At 30.2% G+C, this 19177-nt stretch carries 14 protein-coding genes; 3 read left to right on the plus strand and 11 right to left on the minus strand.

Annotated features, from left to right (window positions below):
- Positions 1-250: 250 nt before the first annotated feature.
- Entirely contained in the window at positions 251-1216 is a 966-nt protein-coding gene (locus tag EF514_RS07360; protein WP_205666395.1) for a hypothetical protein, read from the plus strand.
- 17 nt (positions 1217-1233) lie between these two features.
- On the plus strand, positions 1234-1878 hold the full coding sequence (locus tag EF514_RS07365) for a hypothetical protein (protein ID WP_127724795.1): 645 nt from the start codon (positions 1234-1236) through the stop codon (positions 1876-1878).
- 926 nt (positions 1879-2804) lie between these two features.
- Here EF514_RS07365 and EF514_RS07375 read toward each other — a convergent pair.
- From EF514_RS07375 to EF514_RS07425, 11 genes are all read right to left on the minus strand, one after another.
- Positions 2805-3617 carry an SDR family NAD(P)-dependent oxidoreductase gene (locus EF514_RS07375; protein ID WP_127724796.1) on the minus strand — a complete coding sequence of 271 codons (813 nt, stop codon included), beginning with the start codon at positions 3615-3617 and terminating at the stop codon, positions 2805-2807.
- Between the two features lie 1268 nt (positions 3618-4885).
- A complete protein-coding gene (locus EF514_RS07380; RefSeq protein WP_127724797.1) occupies positions 4886-5098 on the minus strand; it encodes a hypothetical protein in 213 nt (70 codons plus the stop codon).
- Between the two features lie 268 nt (positions 5099-5366).
- Positions 5367-6272, minus strand: a complete 906-nt coding sequence (locus EF514_RS07385) for a copper amine oxidase N-terminal domain-containing protein (protein ID WP_127724798.1) — start codon at positions 6270-6272, stop codon at positions 5367-5369.
- A 60-nt stretch (positions 6273-6332) separates the two neighbouring features.
- On the minus strand, positions 6333-10133 hold the full coding sequence (locus EF514_RS07390; RefSeq protein WP_127724799.1) for an S-layer homology domain-containing protein: 3801 nt from the start codon (positions 10131-10133) through the stop codon (positions 6333-6335).
- Complete coding sequence (locus tag EF514_RS07395) at positions 10031-11344, minus strand: hypothetical protein (protein ID WP_127724800.1); 1314 nt, start codon at positions 11342-11344, stop codon at positions 10031-10033. Before EF514_RS07395 ends, EF514_RS07390 begins: the two co-directional genes overlap by 103 nt.
- 51 nt (positions 11345-11395) lie before the next feature.
- Entirely contained in the window at positions 11396-12022 is a 627-nt protein-coding gene (locus EF514_RS07400; protein ID WP_127724801.1) for a hypothetical protein, read from the minus strand.
- A gap of 354 nt (positions 12023-12376) precedes the next feature.
- On the minus strand, positions 12377-13138 hold the full coding sequence (locus EF514_RS07405) for an ABC transporter ATP-binding protein (RefSeq protein WP_127724802.1): 762 nt from the start codon (positions 13136-13138) through the stop codon (positions 12377-12379).
- Positions 13128-14123: a FecCD family ABC transporter permease gene (locus tag EF514_RS07410; RefSeq protein WP_127724803.1), complete on the minus strand. Its 996-nt coding sequence runs from the start codon at positions 14121-14123 to the stop codon at positions 13128-13130. The genes EF514_RS07405 and EF514_RS07410 overlap by 11 nt, the downstream gene beginning before the upstream one ends.
- Positions 14113-14994, minus strand: coding sequence for a heme ABC transporter substrate-binding protein IsdE (isdE, locus tag EF514_RS07415; protein ID WP_127724804.1), 882 nt, complete (start codon positions 14992-14994; stop codon positions 14113-14115). Before isdE ends, EF514_RS07410 begins: the two co-directional genes overlap by 11 nt.
- On the minus strand, positions 14987-15925 hold the full coding sequence (locus tag EF514_RS07420) for a heme-binding Shp domain-containing protein (protein ID WP_127724805.1): 939 nt from the start codon (positions 15923-15925) through the stop codon (positions 14987-14989). Before EF514_RS07420 ends, isdE begins: the two co-directional genes overlap by 8 nt.
- Positions 15922-17364 (minus strand): NEAT domain-containing protein, encoded by a 1443-nt coding sequence (locus EF514_RS07425; protein ID WP_127724806.1) that lies wholly within the window; start codon positions 17362-17364, stop codon positions 15922-15924. The genes EF514_RS07420 and EF514_RS07425 overlap by 4 nt, the downstream gene beginning before the upstream one ends.
- Positions 17365-18563: 1199 nt before the next feature.
- On the opposite strand from EF514_RS07425, the gene EF514_RS07430 reads away from it, so the two are divergent.
- Complete coding sequence (locus EF514_RS07430; RefSeq protein ID WP_420836574.1) at positions 18564-18860, plus strand: transposase; 297 nt, start codon at positions 18564-18566, stop codon at positions 18858-18860.
- Positions 18861-19177 lie beyond the last annotated feature (317 nt).

Below are 19177 nucleotides of genomic sequence, written 5' to 3' on the forward strand. Positions count from 1 at the left end.
ATTTACAAATTGAAAGGAGTAAATAAAAATGAACCCAGTATTAGCTTTTACAATTATTATGTTAGTTTGGACAATTAGTGATTTTGTATCAAAAAAGAGTAATTCTCTATTATCATCATTACTCGTTGCCTCTGTTATCTTTATCATAGGTTTCAAAACAAATCTATTTCCGGAAGATTTATTAAGTTCTTCTTCTCTATTAACTTTTGGTACGACTGTTGTCGGTTTTATAATCGTACACATTGGCACAATGATAAGTTTTAAGGAAATGAAAAGTCAATGGAGAACATTTTTAATAGGTTTTGTATCTATTTTAGGAATGGTAACTGCACTTTTTACCTTTAGTTTCTTATTTGACGGTCTTGAGTATGTAGTAGCTGCTATTGCCGCATTGAGCGGCGGAACAATTTCAGTCGTTATGATTCAAGATGCTGCTCTTGCTTCAGGATTAATAAGTGTAGCTGCGCTTCCCGTATTAATCGCCGCTTTTCAAGGTCTTATCGGTTTCCCTCTAAGCTCTATTTTACTTCGAAAAGAAGCAGTTAATATTAAAGCAAAATTAAAAGCAGGAGATATATCAATTAAAACCTATTTGGAAATGTCAAAAGAAAATTCAAAAAATATTACTAAAAAGTCAAAATTTAAATTACCTAAAATGTTTCAGACAACACCAGGTACCTTATGTGCCGTAGGTATTGTAGTATTGATAGCAACCTATCTTAGCAGCCTTACAAACGGAGTAATTAATACGTTTATCATTGCATTAATCTTAGGAACAGGATTAAGAAGTATCGGTGTATTTAAACCTAATATCTTAGGAGGTATTGATGCTTTTGGAATCATGATGCTTGCCATAATGCTGATTATATTCGGTCCACTATCTACCCTTGCAATTGATGACTTGTTGGGACTTATTTTCCCATTAATGATATCTTTTGTTATTGGAATCACCGGATGTATCCTGTTTGCATCAATCACAGGTAAATTTATGGGGTATAGCCTTCCCATGTCAATTTCTATAGGTTTAACCTCTCTTTACGGTTTCCCCGGAACTATGGTATTAAGTCAAGAAGCCGCAAGAAGCGCAGGCGATTCAGACCTAGAAGTTAAAGCCATTGAAGGAGAAATTTTACCTAAAATGATTGTTGCTGGATTTTCAACAGTAACCATAACTTCTGTGTTCATTACAAGTATATTGGTGAATTTTATCTATTAATTTAAAAAGGAGAAATAATGAATAAATCTAAAATTATTATAATAACTTTATTTTGTATCACATTAGGTCTTACAACCTTTAAACTAATCAGTCCAAGAAAAGCTGATCAAGATATATCCGTAGCAAAAACTGCAACACTTTTAACAAATTCAGATGGATATTTTATATACAGAGGTATAATTACCGAAAAAGATGAAAATTTCATCACAGTAGAACAAGTAAATGGCTTTAACTACGGTATTCCGAAAATAACCTTTCTTATTAATAAAGAAACGGCATTTAGTGTTAATGCAGTAGAATTAGAACTTGGACATTTTATAGAGGTTCAATATAAAAATAATCCTTATGTATCTAAACCTAATGAAATAACTGCAAGCGAGATTATTTTAATCAGTACCTTTGGAGAAGATATTCTAAAAAACGGAAATATCATTTCTTCAACACCAATTGATGCAGACAACTTTCGTGTAGAAATTGAAACAATCGTTGATGGGCAGTCTAGCTCCACCACTATTATATTATTGGTTCCTGTAGAGTCCATGGAAATACTATCTCCTGAAGATTTGACTGAAGGCTTACTCATCTCTGCAATTACAAAGGGAGTTGCAACAGCAAGTATTCCTCCTCAATATCCGGTTCTATATTTACTACCTATTGAATAACTGAAATTCAAAGGACGTAACTTATAAAGTTGTCAAAAAAAATATAAAACATTCATAATTATAAATGTTTTATAATACAAAGAAAACTTAAAGTAAGTTGTATAAATGAAATCATACACTTTTTTTCACTTATACAACTTATTTTAAACTTAAATGGTCAAGTCAGAAAAGGATGCACCGTTATCAAAAAGGGAAAGTTTGCGAAAGTCACTTATTCACAACCAAAGATGAGCGTTTCAAGAGTGAAGCATTTTTACAGGAATCAAAAGAGGTTTACACGGAGCTTATCAATAGGCACATTTCAGATTCCGAACAACGATTGAAAGTATTTGATAGGAACAGCGTGTATCTTCCCACAAAAAAGATAGTCAAAAGCAACCCCACGGCTGCCGAAATCGAAGCGGACAGCATCACAAAGGCATGAATGGAACAAAACAGCGTTTGGCTTCTCGTATCGGGTATTGAATAAGCAAAGATACTGGAAATCAAACAGACTGAAATCCACGACAAAAACAGTAAATCCATCTGTGAAAATGGTTGGCTTCAAAACCTGTTTAAAGTTGTCATAAGCGATGTAAATAAATTTCTGCAAGCCATCATCCATGAAAAGAATGTACAACCCAAGCCAGTCCTTAATATGGATATGAACGAGTCCCGCAAATACAGAACCTTATGCTAAACAAGCGAAAGTAATTAAGAAATTATAAGAGCTCACACTACCGAATCTACGACAGCAACTTGCTGAAACAACAGGTATTTCCAAAGATAGGGACAGATAGTCATAACATAGGAATCATCACCGCAGGGCTACCTGCTTTGCAGTTTTACATATCTCAGAGCATAAGAAAACACCCTGCAAGACGCAAAATCTTGCAGGGTATAATTTTGTAAATTCACAAAACAGAAAGGTATAGATAGATTGTAGGTTAGAGGGCGTGTCCACCGGACACTTTTATTACTTGTCCAGTAAGCATTCTTGCTTGTTCACTTGCCAAGAACAAAATAGTTTCAGCAATATCTTCTGGTTGAATCAATTTTCCCATTGGAATTAACGGAAGGACTGCTTTTTCCAAATGATTATCAATCCATCCTGTCTGCGTTGGACCCGGTGCAACCGCATTAACAGTAATTCCATACTTTCCTACTTCCATAGCAATGCTACGGGTAAGTGCTTCTAAAGAAGCTTTACTCGCTCCATAGGTAATTTGACCTGCAAAAATTTGTGCGGAATCCGTAGAAAGATTAATTATTCTTCCGTAATCACCACGATGGTTAATCAGTTCTCTTGTCATCAAAAGACTTCCTCGAACATTCACTGCAAAGGTGTCATCAATCACATTTTGTGTAATTGTTTCAATAGTATCGATACCCTCCATATCACCACTAGCCGCATTATTCACAAGAATATCAATTCTTCCGTATTTCTCTATGGTAGCAGAATAGATTGCCTTTACTGCATCCTCATCGGTAATATCACTTTCAAACACAAGATAATCTGCGTTCATTTCTCTAAGTTTGCTTTCTATAACATCTGCATTCCCTGCATTTGCTTCAAAGTATCTGTCAGTTCCATTCCTATCCGTTTTATTTGGATCAAATGGTCTGGGTTCTTTCTTGTATACCAAAACCACCTTTGCCCCTTCACGAGCAAAAGCAAACGCTGTAGTCGCTCCAATTCCTTGCGGGTTATTCACTCCTGTAATTATAGCCACTCTATCCTTTAATCCGTAATCGACCATTTATATTTCCTCCTAGAACTCAAGGGTTTCACGATAAGGTCGCCTTGTTCTTTTAATAACTAAAATATATCAAAAAAACACAGCAAAATCTACTATCTACCAACTTCAATATCTCTATTTTTTAATTTATATCTATTGTTGAAATTATTAATATGTATATATTCATTATCAGATCGGTACACCTATTTCATACTAATTCATTAATTCTTCAATATTATACATAAATATACTTTTTCCTGATATTCTCTCATTAAAATTTTATGTGATATATAAACCACAACCAGTAGCTCTGTTGATTCCTATAATTCCCAATAGCTGAGCCTATTTTTTATATTTTATAATTTGATATACAACCTGCTCCATTAACCACTAAGTATATAGAGTTTTTATTATTCGCTTATTCTATATTTAAAACAATACATACCTCTACTGCTCCACTAAGTATATTTCTTAGTCCAGATGTTTAAATTAGACTAAACAAATTTAATGCTATTCTATATTTTCTTTTAATAAATATATAATCATTTCGTGCTCATTAATGTAATTTGGTTATTTATTGTAAAAGTTTCTGTTTATAAGGGGTATTTATTTTAACGTAATATAATTAACCTTGAGGGTTATCCATAACTCCTTAATAAATCATACTCTGAAAAAGTTGCCCTTAATGGGCTTCTTTTTCATTTCGTGCTTATAAACGTTTTTTGGTTACTTATTGACCAAATCTTTATTTATATAGGTTATAATATTTATTGATAAATCATTGACCTCACAAATTAAATGTCCTAACTATTTATGTTGCTGAAAAGGTAGTCCTTATGGGACTTCTTTTTCATTTCTAAACTATTAACTGAAGATTAATTTATTTATACTAAATCTCAATTGACAACTTAACACATACTTTACAATTACTTAGCATTTAAATAGTCCTATACTCTGTTTTATTATCTACTATTTGTATTTTAATATTACTTGTTAAATCTAAGAAATATTATATAAATATTTATATTTTCCTAATATCAATTTTATAATTCCTGTTTCACGGAATTTTTTAAAGTCTTTTATCTCTTATAAAGTGCAGCTCACTAAATGTTTCTTTTTTGTTTTCAGAAAGTTTTTTAGACTTCCTTGAAAAAAATAATTCTAATTCCAATAAAAGTATTAAAACATATACTTCAAAATTAAACACTTAAATATTATTTTTTCTTTCTCTAAAAAACACTACCACATAACATAAGTTATGCAACAGCACTAGTTATTTATATTTTTTACTATGAAAGTACATTTTTAAAGAACTCAATAAATTCTTTTGACTCATCTATTTGCTTTACTAATAAACACACATTGTCCGGATCTTCATTAATCATTTCCGGCACACTAAACTGTATATATTTTTTAGGAAAAACATCTGATTTTATCGTTAGTTCTTTTGGAAAAAAACTTTGTTTTGCCTTGATAATATTTTTTATTATATTTGGTCTCACATCATTTACAAATGTACAGCTTCCTTTTTCTCTTTACTTATTCTTCTTTTCTTTGCCATATAAATAGCCTCCTATGATATTTTTATCTTATCATGAAGGCTATATTTACAGACTTTTCCACATGCTCTAATCAATCAACTATTAATCAATGAAAAATCCCTAAACGTTTAAAAAATATTCAAAAATTTAATACGGTAAAAAATACTTACATATTTAAGTTGACAGTCCCACTTACTCCATTTCTATAAATCTAATTCATACTATTTTCTTATTTATTATTTTCAATTGATACTGTTCTAGTCTCATCATTCCATCCTACTTTGCAATTAAATATTTCTGCAATTGCTCTTATAGGTACAAACGTTCTTCCATTAATTATCTCAGATTCAACGTCAATTTCCATTTTGACTCCATCATTTTTCATTATTGTATTTTCCCCAGTAGTAAGTACTAACTTAGGATCTCCTATACCAATTGTAACTTCTCTATTATCTTTATTCCAGTCCACTTCTAATCCTAGCTCTTCAGATATAAATCGAAGTGGTACCATTGTTCGATTGTTTTTTATATAAGGTGGTACATCAACATTTACTATCTTTCCATTTACTTCAATGGTAATATCCTTGGTTGGCACTTCATTAACTTTTTTCTCCCTTTGTTTTTGAACTTTACCCTTATCTTCTTTTAAATTTATTTCTTTAGCCTCATCCCAATGAAATAGAAGATAGGCATCTTGTTCTCCTGAGCCTACACCCTCACCTGCTATTTCATCCATTGCATCTACCCAAACAGCCACCCAAACTCTATCATCTTTATTATCTCTCTTAAATGTATATTCTTTTGTAAATTCACCATTTTGGATATTACTTCCTATTACTTCATACTTAATTTTAGCATCATGATCAGAATATACAAATAAATTTGTAATTTGCCCATCTATATCCATAAAATGTAAAGGTTTATATTGCAATTTATATTCATATCTACCATCTACCTCTTTTACTATTGCTGTGTGATTAATTGCCTCATTTCCCATTGAGTATTTGTCAGGTTTCTCACTTTGATGCATCATATCTACAGGAACTTCATATACTTTACCCTCTATAGCATTTACAGGAAAAATCGTTCCAAAAAAAAACAATAAACTGAGAACAACGCTTGCTAATCTTTTCATTTCTCTTTCCTCTCTATTTTTTAATCAAAGCACGGACTTTTAAATCCGTGCTTAGCTATATTAATGATCTAAATTGTATAATACTTGAGCTACTTGAGCTCTTGTAAAGTCATCTTTAGGAACAAATCTGCCATCAGGCATTCCTTTTACTAGTCCTTTACGTGCCACTTTCATAACATCTTCTCTCGCCCAATAAGCTATTTCTGAACTGTCGCTAAAACTTATGTCCTCATTTACATTTTCTTTATTCTTAGCTGTTGATTCTATAAAACGATTTAATATCGTAGCCATTTCCTCTCTTGTTATTGCTTTATTTGGTTTAAAAGTCTTGTCATCATAACCTTTTACTATTCCCTTTTTATCTGCCCAATTTACAAAAGGCGCATAGTACTCTCCAGATTTCACATCAACAAATGATGACGAAGCAGTATTATTTGCTATTCCTGCCATACGACCAAGTACCGTAACAAATTGACCTCTTGTTATCGCCTTATCTGGGCTAAATAAAGTATCCGTAGTACCTTTAAAATAACCCTTACTTGCCACATAATTTATAACATTTTCAGCCCAATGACCCTTAATGTCAGTAAATTTATTCCCTTCAACTTTTTCTTCTTTCTTTTCGTCAGTTCTGGCAACTTCCTTTGCATTATTCCAGTCAAATACTAAAATGGCATCTTGCTCTCCATCACCTGGTGAACCACCAGCAATTTCGTCCATTGCGTCCACCCAAACCGCCACTCTTATTTCATCTTCTTTTAACTCTTTTCTTGTAAAAGTGAATTTATTTCTATTTTTCGATGCTTCTATTTTAGAAGATCCAGAACCACTTTCATATATAAATAAATTAGTTAAATGTCCTTCTCTACCCATTAATTTCATTGGATTAAATGTTAAAGTATATATCGCTTTCCCATCTTGTTCAACAACTTTTGCAGTATGAACAATTGCATTATCCGCCATAGATTCTTTACTTATATCGTAAGCATGTTTTACTTTAACAGGAACTTCATAAGTTACAGATGCTTTATTTTTATCTATTTCTTTATTCTTATCCTTAAATATTCTCATTGTATCTTCCAAGTCTTCTATGGCAATATCTACATCTCTTTGATCATAATCTTTAGGATTGTTTAAAATTCTATTTGCTTTGTCAATTGCATTATTTAATTTTCTAATTTCATCTTCTTTATATCCCTTTCTATCTAGTTTTTTTGCCTCATTAACTATACTTTTAAGTCTTGTAGTATTTAATTTTTTTAATTTTTCTTTCTCTTTAGGCTTTTCTCCATTGTATGTGAAGCGTAATATAGCATTTTGTTCTCCTGAACCTCTTCCTCCACCTGCTATTTCATCCATTGCATCTACCCAAACTGCTACTTTTACTTCACTTCGAGGTTTCCCTGGAAGGGTAAAAGCAAAGGTGTCACCGGATTTATCAGCTTCAAACCTATTATTTCCATCATATATAAATAAGTTTGTCAAATATCCCTGCATACCCATAAATTGTAGAGAATGAGTATCTATTCTATACATTGTCTGTCCATTTTTTTCTGAAATCCTTGCTGTATGATTTAATGCTTCATTCCCCATTGAATATTTTCCATCTTCGTAGTAATGCCACATTTCAACATAAGCAGTTTGTTCTCCCCCTGTACTATTATGACTTAAATTACCACTTGAATCATTGTTTATTGAAGGCTTATCTTCCAAATTTGCCATTGCCAAATATAATAATTCCGCCGCCTTATTTATTTCATCTTGAGTTGCTCCTTTTTTATCTAATAACATCCTACCCAAATATAATTTTTCCTCAAATTTCTTACGAGAAGATTCTGTTTTATCATAAGTAGTAAATCCCTCTGAGCGCATAATAGCATTCTTTAATATAGTAAAATCTATAGACTTTTCTAATGGTTTTGTATATGGTGGAGTAATGCTTTGACTTAGTCCTTTAACCGCTTTCTGTAATTCTTCTACTGCTATATTTACTTCTCTGTCAGGTACATTTACATTATTGAAAACATTTTTAGCACAATCCAATGCCATCGCTAATTCTTTCAAGCTGTTTTCATTAGCATCTTCCTTATTTGCAATAACTGTTTCGTGAAGAGCGTCTATAAGCTTTTGTTTATTATTATTTTGTAAAGGTACTTTTAAAGTTTCCCAATAAATTACAAAATTCGCCTTTTTGATTCCTCCACCTTCCATAATTTCTTCCATAACTGGAACAAAAACTTCTACTCTTTGTCTTTGTCTTTCATCTGAAGAATTCGGTTTTTCTATTGGAATTCTTAAAACTTTTGGATATGACTCAATGCCGTGTTTTTCCCCTACTTCATCTACCAGATAAGTTTCTAAGACTTCTGCATCTTTAAAACTATTTCCTGATTCATAACGAAGTCTACCTAAATACCCTTCTTCCTCTAAAAAATGAAGAGGAGCCATACTTAGTTCTAAAAAATATTCTCCATTTTCAACATAAACAGCGAAAGGCTTTTTAACCGCTCCATCCATCATAGAACGATGACTTTGATATACATTAGAGCAAGCTTCTTCAAAAGAAGGATAATTTTCAACATGATCTTGAAATACTACACCTTGTACTTCATATCTACCATCTTCTAAATCTAAGGCGTCTCCTTGAGTTCCTACTAACCCTGTTTTTCCTGCTTCCATTAATGTTTCAAGAATTTTCTGTTGTACATTAACTAGCTCCTTACTGGCTTTAGAATTTTCAAGTAAACTTTCTCCATAGCGAATTTGCATTTCCAAATCCTGTCTTACTTTAGGATTCCAATTCTCAATGATAGCATTCTTTGCATTTTCAAGCGTTCTTTGTAAATCAGTCTTGTAAGCTCCGCCTGATGGATCATCCATGCCTTGATTTTCAGAAGGAGAATTAATGAATTCACTTATTGCTAATTTCAATTTATCTGTTGTTTTATCCAATATTTCCTGAGTAACTTTAGAATTAAAAAGTTTTTCCCCTTCTTCAATAGCTATCTTTAATTTATCAAAGGCTTTCTTCGTCTTATTCCCCTTTTCAATCATCTTTGCAGCTATTAAAGCCTGATTCAAGGGCTCTTTGTTTAATTCAAATTCCTTTAGTACTAATTGATCAACTGCTTTCTGCAGTTTTTCTACCTCTTTTATAATTAAACTCTGCTCTACTTTTAAATTGTTTTCATTTTCACTTAAAAATTGTTTAGAAACCTTTATTGTCTCACTTAAAACATTATACGATTCTGTAGTATAGTCTTCTTTAGACATTTTTTCTGCTATATCAAGCAATTCTCGCAGTACATTAAAGTCCGCATATTCTGAATCAAAAGTCATCTGTTTAAAGTCTGGAAAGCCAAATTGTACAACATCTTTCGCAATATAGCTCGTTTCCCCAATTGACACACTATCTTTTGTTTCTATTGATATAAACTGAGCATTATCTAATGCAATATAATTCCAAGTTCCTGAACTTTGAGGGGTAAATCCTATATTACCTAATTTAAATTTAGTAATATATTTATCTTCTTTTTTGGGCGACCATTTTGAATTAAAATCTACGCTACTTAAAGCTTCCACTGAAAATGGCTTTTCTTCTATTATTTCAATGTCTTTTAAATTCCCCTCTGCATCTGCATATTTAATAGGTCTGCTTGGATCTACGGGAACTAACCTATACTCGCTTATCTTTCCATCACTTCCTCTATAAGATGAAATTACTGAAATAGTTACATCTACTTTGTTCCCTCTAATATCTATATCCATCCAAGGAAAAAGTGGTGCATACGAACAAATAACAGGCGAAATCGAACGCTCTTCAAAATTTTCAAGACTACTAATATATTCAGCTTCCGACATTTTCCAGCTATTTGTTTCAATATCCCAATAGTTTTACTGTCATCGTGTTCATCTATACCTGCTCTATATTTTCCCGATGGAAAATTATAACTTATTTGTTTTAATCCATTCATATCCATTAATAAAGATAAATCTTGAGGATTGTCTAAACCCATAGCGTCTACTATTACAGCGACCATTTTCTCCGCTTCATTATTTCTAAGAGGAATAATAAAACTCTGTGGATACTCAATTCCACTATCTAAATCTAAATAATAATCAGAAGGATGAAGTTCTTTTCTGACTTTCTCATAAAGCCCTGGTTTTTCTATATAGTTATTATAGTCTTCTAAACTATTATATTCCCATAATTTAAGTAAATGTCCAGTTAAACCAATATCGTAATTTCCTGCGATCTCTTCCGGTGCTCCCATAGGTTTAAATTTTATAGTTAAGTCCTTCTCTCCTTTTTGTCCCACTCTTAATATCCCTTTTTCTGAAATTGCTGCTTTTGACATTGAATATCTTCCAGATCCAGAAGCATTTCTTGCAATTACAGGAACTTCATAAGTCCCTGGAAGTAGATTGTCAGGAATATTTTTTGGTTTCCCCTGAAAAATATAAATTTCATAAATTCCTTCTTTTATAGTGTCTTCCTTTCCACCATCATCAAATGTTTTTGAACAGTCTATATTAATTCCATAAGAGTGATTCCCATAAGGCGCATTCCCTGCAACAGGTACTACATCCACTACTTTTCTTTCATTCTTTTCCAAAGTTTCATCTGTTCCATCACTTTTTTGTGCTACAACAGTCATATATGCCTCTATTTGTTCAGGCCAAATATCATATTGAAAATCTAAGTTATCTTCTAACACTTCAATATTAATTACGCCAAAAGAATTAGCAAAATAATTTTTTACTTTAATTTCATATCCATGACATACTTGTTCAGAGCCATGTCTTTCATAAAATAAATCCTGATGTTCTTCTTTAAATTCTAAAAGTCTTGAGTCATTTTTACTCATTTCCTTAAATTCAATATAGTCCTCATCTTTCCATGACCTTTCTGTTCTACCTGAAACTCTTATAAAAATATTATCTTTTACATCACCATTATTTAAAACTAAAGGAACCCTTTCAGGTGCCTCACTTTGAGCTATTACATTTGTAGGAAATATTCCCACTATTAACATTAATGCTAAAAATAAACTAAGTAATTTTTTTTCCATTTTTCCTCCTCTTTTTTAAAAGGAGGAGATAACTCCTCCTTTTAAACTTACTTAATTAAATGTATATCTCGCTTTTGGATTCATCATTGCTCCAGCAACTTGCCCTAAAATACCTTCATTAGCGAGATTTGTTTTAAACTTAACTCCAATAGTTTTATTGAATAAATTACGATTTATATTTACTATTTCATTTACAACAGTATTTTTAGGAACTGTAATTGTAAAATATTCAGGAACAAGTTCTCCTTCTTTATTAGAAGAAGATTTATTACCATGAGCTGTTGCTTCTATGAAAATTCCACCTAAGTTAAATTCCAATTTTGTAATATCTGCACTATAAGTTCCAAGCAAAGGTATTTCCCTTTTAATTCCTTGAGTATATAAAACTAATTCATAAGAATCTTCAGTTTCTGTTCTTATACATTTGTCCTTTATAAAAGCAGAATCAGACATTGAAAGTTCATTTTTATTCTCTTTTACCATTACAAAGTCTCCTGCCACTTTATTAGAAACCTTTTCTTCAAACTCTTCTAGTACCATATTAGCTAAAGTTTCTATACCATACTTCTCAATTGCATATTCTTCTGACATATTTGAATCCATTTCCACTGCCATACTCGGTGCAATAAATCTCAAAGTCATAACAAAAGCTAACATTAAACCAAATAATTTTTTCACTTCTTACCTCTTAACAATTTTCTATATAAACGCTCATCGTACTTTAATCTTAAACCACTTTCAAACAAACCACCTCCCTTACTTACTTATTTATTTCTTTAACTTAAAAAAATATTATTCTTAATTAATATATTATTATTTTGTCGTTTTTTTAATCTTACTTACTTCTATTGTTCTGATTTTAAATGTTCTAGAATAAAGCTTTTTTAGACTTTTATCATATTTAAGAACTTTTAAACCATAGTTCCAACAAAAATCACAAACCAAAACTTTCCTTTAATAATTTTTAAAAATTATATTTTATTCTTTCTTTATACCTACAGTTAGTCATTCCCAAATTATTTCTGTTATTATTTATTGATCTTGTAAAACAACTTTGTTTCCACAAACCTCTTCAACTTTAAGAGATATATCATATATCTCAGATAAATTCTCATTATCTAGTACCCTGTTAGGAGAACCCTTAAATTTAATTTTCCCATCTAACATGCCAACCACCTCATCAGAATAATTTATAGCTTGATTTATATCATGTAATACCATTATTATTGTAATGCCTAAGTTTTTATTCAATTTTTTAATTAAATTTAATATATCAAATTGATATTTTATATCTAAATAAGTAGTTGGTTCATCTAAAAATAAAATATTACTTTTTTGAGCAAGTGCCATTGCAATAAATACCCTTTGTTTCTGGCCCCCTGAAAGCTTCTCTATTTCTTCATTTTTAAAATCCAATAATTTAGTAAGTTCAAGAGCCCACTCCACTTCTTCATAATCTTTTTCAGTGTATCTGCGTAATGGTTTTAAATAAGGTGTTCTACCATAACTTACAAATTGTTCTACTGTAATATCTCCTCTTATTCTATTTTGTTGATGAACTATTGCAACTTGTTGAGCAAACTCCTTATATTTTATATCTTTTATGTTCTTACCTTTTAAGGTAATCTTTCCTTGTCTTGTTACTAAATTTTTAGTACAAAGATTTAATAATGTGCTTTTCCCACTTCCGTTAGAACCTATTATTGTAGTAATGCTTCCTTCTTTAAATTTTACATTTATATCTTTTAAAACTTTGCTTTTCCCATAGGAAAAATTTAAATGTTTAATTTCCATAATTTTTTCCTCCTATTTTTAATAAAGATATAAAGAAAGGTCCTCCAACTACGCTCATAATTACAGCAGACTGTATTTCATAAGGATGAGCTATTATTCTTCCAACTGTATCTGAAAGAAGTAATAAAAATGCCCCTAAAAAAATACTAAAAGGAATTAAGTATTTATGATCACTTCCAACAATTAATCTACCTATATGAGGAACTAAAAGTCCCAAAAACCCTATTACACCTACTATTGCAGTTGTAACCGATGATAAAATTATCGCTATAAATGCTATAAAAAACCTATACTTATTCACATTTACTCCTAAAGACCGTGCAGTTTTATCTTCTAAAGAAATTAAATTACATGCCCTTGCAGTAAATAATGAGATTATTAAAAATATTCCAATGTATAATACAATTATTCTTACATCATCCCAAGTCTTTTGTGATATATTGCCTTCAATAATTGACTGAACTTTCGTTAAATTTCCACCTGTAAAAGATTTAATTCCCTCAGCTATTCCAACAAAGGTCATATTCAAGGCAACTCCAACTAAAAGCAACCTTATAGGCCTTACTCCATCATCCCATGCCAGTGAATAAATTAGAAAATAAGCTAATAATCCGCCTACTACACTAAACAATGGCGTTAAGAAAAAAATATTCGGAAATATTAAGGCTATTATAAGAGATGCAAGAGATGCTGCTGAAGATATTCCGATAATTCCCGGATCAATCAACGGATTTTTCATAACAGCTTGTAGCATGGTTCCAGAAACTGCTAGTGCAGCTCCTGCAAAAATTGATATAATTATTCTTGGAAATCTCAAATCATATACTGTTGCTACGTCTGAATCATAATTTATAAATAATCCTCTTATTAATTGAATGGGCGTAATCTTTAGACTTCCAGTATTTAATGAACAAATAAATAAAATAAATAGAAGTAAGATTATAATTATAAAACTTAGTGTTTTTTTTCTTGTATTATTCTTCATAAAGAACCTCCCGCAAGTCTTCTAAAGCTTCTTTATAATTGAATTTTGCACTCATTCCAAATTTCTTATACTCTAAGTCATAAACCTTGTTTTCTTTTACTGCCCTAAAATGTTTCCAAATATCATTGGTTTCAAACTCTTCTTTAAACATTTTTACAACATCATTGGGCATTGCGTGAGCACATCTTAGTATTATGTCAGGATTTTTTTCAATCATGTCTTCAGTGTTAATATTTATAAACTGCTGATCTGTACCAGCATATACATTTTCTCCTCCCGCAAGTTCTACTAAACTTCCAACATAGGAGTTTTCAGTGGCTACCACATAAGACCCTGGGAGTCCCATTAACACTAAAATTTTTGGACTTTTAAAATTTTTGTTTTTCTCTTTATAATTTTTAATAAATTTCTCAAAATCATCTCTTAAAGCCTTTGCTTCTTTTTCCCTTCCCAGCAATTCACCAAGATCATCTATTGACTTATACATACCTTGAACATTGTTTAAATTTAAAAATCCATAATCAACATCTGCCGCCTCGTATTTGGGTAGTAAATCAGAGATTAAACTTACAGGACTGAATATATAATCAGGATTCAAAGATTTAATAATTTCCATGTCAGGAGTCATTGCCATTCCAACTTTAGGTAATTTTTCATATCTATTTGGACAATCATCTATTTCTGAGTCTGGAACTCCAATAAGATCTACATCTAATTTTTCCATAATATAAACCGTAGCCATACTTGTTCCTATAATTTTTAAATCATCAGATAAATTATCACTATTATTTGAAGCTTCATTTTGATCAACGCAACCAGAAAAAAATAACAATGAAATAAATAAAACTATACATGATTTAAATTTATTCATATAATTGTTCCTCTCTAAATTCGTTTTTCTTTTTAAAATAATTTGCAACTATATATATTCCAGACGCCATTAATAATAGTAAAAAAGCTGTTCCACCTAAAATAGATATACATACCTTAAATATGAAACTTGTAATTGGTCCCCACTTTATCTGATTTATATCTTCTCCGCTATTTTTAACTTCTTTCATATCTGAATCATAAATCCTCTTTAATTCTTCAGAATTCTTAGTTAAAAGCCCATGTGAATATCCTAAATCTCCAGCACTCATTTTTGAATTAACTGGATTCACTTCCACTTTTTTACCATAAAGAAACATTTTTTCTTCTAAATCATTAGTTCTTATGTTATTATCTGTTTCACTAATATTTTTACTTTGGTGTATTGTATTTTCTTCTAAATTTTTCGAACTATTATTTCCTAATGAATTTTCTATTGAATCTTTAGAACTACCTATAATTGCAAAGTCAGTATTCCCACTTTTGAAATCAGTAAAATTATAATAAAATACTACATCTCTTCCCATTGGTCCCACATAAAATGTACTTCTTACAATTGCATCTTTTTCAGGTATTGGAAATCTATAATCACAAGTCTCACTTGTATTTTTAGGAATATCATAATCTACTAAATAAAAATCATCATCGCCTTTATTTTGTACTGCAATACTTACATTTTCTATAAAATTAGCTAAATTATATCTGACAGTGACGTATAGTTGCCCGTTCACATTTTCAAATAAAGCCTGATGATGTAGCACATTCTCTGTCATTCCTTGTCCAATCCCTGGATTATTCCCTGCATCTTCTATAGTTCCTGTTATGGGATGTTCATAATAGGGATTAGCAGATGCCGTTTCTAAACCGGATCCTAATACTTCAAGAGGAAAACACATAAGTAATAATATTATTATCATTATTATTTTTTTCATATTATTTTCTCCTTTCTGTTTAACTCCTCCTTAATTTCCATTTCTTCTAAAAGAACCTTTAAATATTTTCTTATAATATATAAACTTCCAAAAACTATTCCTACTATTCCAAATAGAGAAATTATTATTATTACCTTATTTTCTTTTATGATTTCATTTTCACATAAGTGTAATGTATCCTCTTGCTTATCTTTATCTACGATATTTTGCATATTTCCCAAATTATCTTTTTTATTGTTCTCAGATTTAACCTTAGCCGGAGAAAAGTTCCTCGATTGAGGCTCTATTTTAGAAGTATCATTTATTTTATTTACTTTTGGTGGATTGCTTTTTCCATTAACTGACGTTGATAGAATCGCTTTTGTTGTACTATTTCTTTCACTTCCCGTATCAGTTATTTCTTTTTTTTGACCACCTGTAGTATTTTCAGCTTTTTCAACCATTGCAAACGGCACAAATTTATCATAATTAAAATTTATTTCATCATCTTTAAGATTATATTGAATCTCCTGTATTTCCTCTTCTATGGCATATAATGTAAAGTCTTTTTGTCCTTTTTTTATTGGAAGAGTTATGTTAACAAAACCTTTAGGAATAAACTTTTCTCTTAAATTATTTATTTTGCCAGAAGAATTATACGGAATTTCACTTAACTCCCCCAATGCTTCCAACTCATAAGATGTGACCATATCTAAATCACCAAACCTACTTTGTACTACTTTCAAATCCTTTCCTGTCATTTTATTTGCATAGAAGGTAAAATCTTTATCAAATATTCCTGAATCTGCTTCAATAGTCACTCCTTTATTGCTTTTCTTGATACTTTCTTTTGGATCAAATAGTTTTCTCTTCTCTCCATTTTTAGCCTTACTAATTAAAACAGCCTCATCTTCACTAATTTTTTTTATTTTATCAAACTCAAATTTTAACCTTGCTTCAATCGGGTCATCCCCCATAGGCTCTACCTTAGGATCTACCATTACTCTTAAATATTCATCCATATACTTCAATGGTAATGTAAAAACCTCTGGTCTTTTTTCATCTTCTTTTGACACTTCCAATTCAAAAGAATGAGGAGTGGATTTTACAAATTTTTCTCCATCATCATAATATAAATTTATTAAAGAAGCAGTTAAATTCGATATTGTCATTTTGTCACTTCCTATATACAAAGTTACATCTTTATCTTTAACTTCTATATTAGCTAAATGTTTCATAGCTTTATTTCCCATTGAAGCTTTATCTTCTATTGCATGCCAAAGATTTACAGGCAATTCATAAAATCCTTCTTCTAAAATTATCGGATTGTGATTATTAATACTATCTAGTTCTTTTTCCACCTCTTTTATTTCATTTACATCCATTTCTATTGCTACTACCATATTTAATGGTAAAACCAAAGCTAATATAAAACATATTAAATTTAAAAAACTTTTCATTTTTATTTCCTCTATTATTTTTTATTAACAATTGCTCTCATTACCTTTTTAAATCCTACCAAAATCCTATGAATTAAATCAAGCTTTTTAAGACTTTTTATCAGTTAACTAGAGTTTACTATATTTAACTCTCTTACTTTTTTTCTAAATATTTTATTGAAAAATATGTAAACTTATTAAGTTTATACATAAAAAATAATATAATAAAACAAAAATATCAGTTATTTTAAAAGTTCATATCAGTTAACTCTTTATTTTAAAATAATATAAATCCATTAGCTATGTGAGGTGACCCATATAAGTGGTAACAAATATAAAAGTACCTTGTATTGAAATTTATTGTAAAATAAAATCAATAGGGGTACTTTTTGTATGAAAAGAACTATACATAGCTATGAAACTAAAATGAAAGTTATTGAAATTAAGTTAAATGAATATTCTAATAGGCAAGTCAAAAATGAGTTAGGACTTAAAAATAAATCTCAAATACAAACCTAGCGGACATAATATCGCAATGGTGAACTACATAAATCTAATCAGCCAATTGGCAAGCAATATTCCTATGGTAAAGGTCCCGAAAATTCTAATTCTGAGAAAACTTTGAAACTTAGAATTAAATCTTTAGAAGAACAAGTAGAACTTCTAAAAAACTACAAACACATGGAAAGGAAGTGGTTCTGGAAATATTAGTTAGTCTAGTTAATAAATTAAAAAGAATAATTCTAAGTAAGGATATTTTATCACTATTTAATATAGCTAAATCCACATATTAGAGATGGAAGAAGAAAAATAATAGTAAGATAAAAGTATTAAGTGATAAAATATATTCATCAGACAATCAGTGAGAAACAAAATTTAAATTGTGTAATAGATACCTTAAATCAACTAACTAAACTAGATAAACCATGTGTTTTATATTAAGATCAAGAGGGAGCTCGTGAAAAAAAGTCTATAAATATAGCCTTCCATGATAAAATAAAAATATCATTAGGAGGCTATTTATACGGCAAAGAAAAGAAGAATAAATAAAGAGAAAAAGAAAGCAATAAGTAATTTTATTGAAATGTATGATAGTCTAGATGGACTACACTATAAAATATGTATCTTACAAACATAGAAAAGAATTTGCAAAGGATTTAAAAACAATCTATCATGCACCTAATGAAAAAACAGGACAGGATGATGGAACTTACTGAAAAGTGGAAAAAATCTATTCTCAGTCTATGAAAAATCGGACAGAAAATCGGGATATTTTAAGTCCGATTTTTAAATTTTCAGAATCAACAAGAAAGGTAATTTATACAAATAATGCTATAGAAAGTTTAAATAGCAGTTATCGTAGGTTAAACCGTCAACGCTCTGTATTTCCAAGTGATGCATCATTATTGAAAGTTCTATATTTATCTACAAATTTGATTACTAAAAAGTGGGTAATGCCCTTAATAAGCTGGGGTCAAGTATATGGTGAATTTTTAATTATGCACGAATACAGCTAAAATAAAATCTAGTTTCACAAATTTTATTAAAAAATACACCTGTTTTTACATGTGCACTTGACTTGTCTATCAATAGGTATTATAAAATAAGTACTAGTAAAATATAAAATTTCACTAGTACTATAGCATGCCTTTTCATAGAAATACTTAATTTACAGAAAAATTTTTACAGTCCCTCTTTTATTTTTTTAATATATTGGATATTTCTCCATTCTTCCCTATATTATCTAAATAATATATCCAACTATAAATTTGTCACTTCTATATTTATACTTTAAAACTCTCCACTTCTCATAAATCATTATTAAAAAACACAA

Source organism: Anaerosphaera multitolerans (assembly GCF_004006535.1).
Classification (GTDB): Bacteria; Bacillota; Clostridia; order Tissierellales; family Peptoniphilaceae; genus Anaerosphaera; species Anaerosphaera multitolerans.

Excerpts from the sequence above, each read along its gene's own strand:
- EF514_RS07360 (WP_205666395.1), top strand. The coding sequence starts at position 251 with ATGATAAGTTTTAAGGAAATGAAAAGTCAATGGAGAACATTTTTAATA.
- EF514_RS07365 (WP_127724795.1), top strand. The coding sequence starts at position 1,234 with ATGAATAAATCTAAAATTATTATAATAACTTTATTTTGTATCACATTA.
- EF514_RS07375 (WP_127724796.1), bottom strand. The coding sequence starts at position 3,617 with ATGGTCGATTACGGATTAAAGGATAGAGTGGCTATAATTACAGGAGTG.
- EF514_RS07385 (WP_127724798.1), bottom strand. The coding sequence starts at position 6,272 with ATGAAAAGATTAGCAAGCGTTGTTCTCAGTTTATTGTTTTTTTTTGGA.
- EF514_RS07390 (WP_127724799.1), bottom strand. The coding sequence starts at position 10,133 with ATGTCGGAAGCTGAATATATTAGTAGTCTTGAAAATTTTGAAGAGCGT.
- EF514_RS07395 (WP_127724800.1), bottom strand. The coding sequence starts at position 11,344 with ATGGAAAAAAAATTACTTAGTTTATTTTTAGCATTAATGTTAATAGTG.
- EF514_RS07405 (WP_127724802.1), bottom strand. The coding sequence starts at position 13,138 with ATGGAAATTAAACATTTAAATTTTTCCTATGGGAAAAGCAAAGTTTTA.
- EF514_RS07410 (WP_127724803.1), bottom strand. The coding sequence starts at position 14,123 with ATGAAGAATAATACAAGAAAAAAAACACTAAGTTTTATAATTATAATC.
- isdE (WP_127724804.1), bottom strand. The coding sequence starts at position 14,994 with ATGAATAAATTTAAATCATGTATAGTTTTATTTATTTCATTGTTATTT.
- EF514_RS07420 (WP_127724805.1), bottom strand. The coding sequence starts at position 15,925 with ATGAAAAAAATAATAATGATAATAATATTATTACTTATGTGTTTTCCT.
- EF514_RS07425 (WP_127724806.1), bottom strand. The coding sequence starts at position 17,364 with ATGAAAAGTTTTTTAAATTTAATATGTTTTATATTAGCTTTGGTTTTA.